Genomic DNA, 2,688 nt, shown 5'->3' on the forward strand with positions numbered 1-2,688 from the left:
TATTAAAGTATTAAAATAATAATTTTTAAATACTAGAAGCCAAATATAAAAATTGTGAGCGTATAGCAAATTTATTTGCTATACATTTTTAGCGAACAATTTTTATTAGCAATAATAATAAAAATAATAATTTATATAATTGGATAATTTATGAATAACAAAAATATAAAATTGATAACCGATAAATTAGATGAGCTTATTAACTATTTAGAAAATGATAATTTGGAAGAATTTTTTAAAAATAAAAATGAGTTTTGCTCTATAATAATAGATGAAAACAGCGAAGATTTTAATTATGATATAAAAGAAGATATAAAAATAATTGTTCCAGAAAATTTAATTGAAAGTTTTAAAAACTTTATAAAATATTTAAGAGTATTAAGAACAATGAAATCTGATGATAACGACTATACACAATATACTTTAGATAATATAAAATATATAAGAAAAGAAATATTGAAAGATTATTAATTTAATATATTATGAGCAGTAAAAAAAGATTTATATTAAGAGAATTAAAAAAATGGAATAAAGATAATATTATTACAGAAGAGCAGTTTAAAATATTATCAAATAAATATAAAGATGATTATATAGATTTTCAGCCTATAATAAGAGCTATAATGATAACAGGTATTATAATGGTTTCTATAGGCTTTATATCTTTTATAAGCTTTTATATATTTTCTATCTACTTTATAGCCTTTTTATTTGCTATGCTTTTTTTGTCTGGATTTATAGCTGACGAGATTCTAAAAAGAAAAGAAATATATATGCCGAAAACTTCTTCTGCTATAATAGCAGTATCTTCAATATTTTTATCTGCATTTATTTTTACAGTGTCGTACATAATAACTCATAATAAGAATAATTTTATTCTTTTATCTCTTATAAGTATTATATTATTTTTTATAATAGCATATATAAAGAAAAACTATGCCGTACTTTCAATAGCGATAATAGGATTAATAACTTGGTATGGGCTTGAAGGTTTTGATATATCTTCAATTGATTTAATGCTTAATAACTATATAAGATTTATAACAACAAGTGTATTTATATTTTTAATAGGTATAACGGATATAAATAAAAAACTTGGAGATAAATATTTAAAATTTTCATCTATATATTACACAATAGGATTATTATACTTAAATATTATATTAGCATTTATGTCATCATTTGGTAATTACAGTTATGCAATAATTCTTAAAGAATATGGAAATCCATATGTTATTATATATAGTTCATTATTTCTATTATCAAATATCATAACTCTCATAATAGGATACAAATTAAAAATTTATTCTATTATAAAATACTCAATATTTTTTATCATACTTAATATGTATATAAGATACTTTGAATATTTTTATTTAAGAATGAATACTTGGATATTCTTCATTATATTAGGATTATCAACTCTATTAATAGGTATAATAATAGAGCGTATTATAAGATACAGATAAATACTACCAGTCTCTTTCTGAAAATTTATCATAATATCTTATTGCATATTCTAATGGATTGATTAAATATTTATTATATAATTCATCATTAACATATATTTTATCTATGTCAAAATACTTTTTTCCAAAATCTATATGCTTATTATACGTAAACAAATCTTTTTCTTTAACAAATTCAGTATATTTTACTATACTTTCCCATTTTAAGCTGCTTATATCTAATACTTTAATATTATCATTATTTTGTAATACTTTTTTTCTTTTTAAATCCCCAAGATGCACCCAAATAAATCCAATATTACATTTATTATCTTTTGTATTAAGATGTTCTAAACCGTTAGTAAGAAGATGGTATTTATTTTCTGATGTTGGAATAAAAATAGCTGTATCTCCAACTAATCCATTAAATATAAAATCAGTATTTAATAATAATTCTTTATTATTTAATATAAGATTAATTCCTCCAAGTTCAAAAGAACAACTATTTTTATGTAAGTACCTATTATAAATAATGAAATCTCTAAAACTTAAAATATTTTCTATACCATCATAATGATAATCTTCTTTTTTATTAAATGCTTTTTTAAATTATTTCTTAATTTTTTTATAGGTATGTACCATGCTATTTTTTCTATCATTAAAAGCTTTCTAATATCACTAGATAATTCTATATCTGCAAGTAAAGCTTCTCTTATTTTCAATATTTTTTCTGTAAAATAAATTTGATCAGCATCTATCTTAAAATAATATTTATATCTTATTTTTAAATAACCGAAATTACTATAATAATAGAAATAATGAAGTTCAGAATATTTAGTTTTATATTCATCTTTATTATATTTTATAATATTAGGTTCATAAAAATAAAGTCTTATTTTATCTGGGTATTTTTTCTCATATTCTTTTAATATTTCTTCTGTATTGTCACTTGATTTATTGTATGTTATAATAAGTTCATCTAAAGCCTCTATACATGAATCAATGCATTCAGCTATACTCATAGCTTCATCTTTTACCCTTAAATGCCCTGATATACCTAAAGGTCTCTCTTTATCTAAAATTTTAAAATCGTCTTTTTTTATTATATAGTCTTCTGGATTAAACTCGTTATTTTTACATTGCTCACATTCACAGTGGTATTTCATTTAATATCTCCATAAATAGTTTTTAAACAATATAACATTTTTATATATAGAGTAGAATGAAAATATATTATTAT

General features: G+C 20.2%; 4 protein-coding genes. 2 read left to right on the forward strand and 2 right to left on the reverse strand.

Features of this window, described 5'->3' with window-relative positions; translation table 11 throughout:
• Nucleotides 1–150 precede the first annotated feature (150 nt).
• Both Q1X91_RS15375 and Q1X91_RS15380 read left to right on the forward strand, forming a co-directional pair.
• Nucleotides 151–471: a hypothetical protein gene (locus tag Q1X91_RS15375; protein ID WP_300759457.1), complete on the forward strand. Its 321-nt coding sequence runs from the start codon at nucleotides 151–153 to the stop codon at nucleotides 469–471.
• Between the two features lie 11 nt (nucleotides 472–482).
• The gene (locus Q1X91_RS15380) at nucleotides 483–1,469 is read left to right on the forward strand and encodes a DUF2157 domain-containing protein (RefSeq protein WP_300759459.1); all 987 of its coding nucleotides are present in this window, start codon (nucleotides 483–485) and stop codon (nucleotides 1,467–1,469) included.
• Nucleotides 1,470–1,472: 3 nt separating this feature from the next.
• Here Q1X91_RS15380 and Q1X91_RS15385 read toward each other — a convergent pair whose 3' ends face one another.
• Both Q1X91_RS15385 and Q1X91_RS15390 read right to left on the reverse strand, forming a co-directional pair.
• Entirely contained in the window at nucleotides 1,473–1,751 is a 279-nt protein-coding gene (locus tag Q1X91_RS15385) for a hypothetical protein (RefSeq protein ID WP_300759461.1), read from the reverse strand.
• 257 nt (nucleotides 1,752–2,008) lie between these two features.
• A complete protein-coding gene (locus Q1X91_RS15390) occupies nucleotides 2,009–2,614 on the reverse strand; it encodes a glycosyltransferase (RefSeq protein ID WP_300759463.1) in 606 nt (201 codons plus the stop codon).
• Nucleotides 2,615–2,688: the final 74 nt, after the last annotated feature.

Source organism: uncultured Brachyspira sp. (assembly GCF_949287625.1).
Taxonomy (GTDB): domain Bacteria; phylum Spirochaetota; class Brachyspiria; order Brachyspirales; family Brachyspiraceae; genus Brachyspira.

What these genes read in the sequence shown, in the direction of transcription:
- Q1X91_RS15380 (WP_300759459.1), top strand. Translation starts at nt 483, where the DNA reads ATGAGCAGTAAAAAAAGATTTATATTAAGAGAATTAAAAAAATGGAAT.
- Q1X91_RS15390 (WP_300759463.1), bottom strand. Translation starts at nt 2,614, where the DNA reads ATGAAATACCACTGTGAATGTGAGCAATGTAAAAATAACGAGTTTAAT.
- Q1X91_RS15375 (WP_300759457.1), top strand. Translation starts at nt 151, where the DNA reads ATGAATAACAAAAATATAAAATTGATAACCGATAAATTAGATGAGCTT.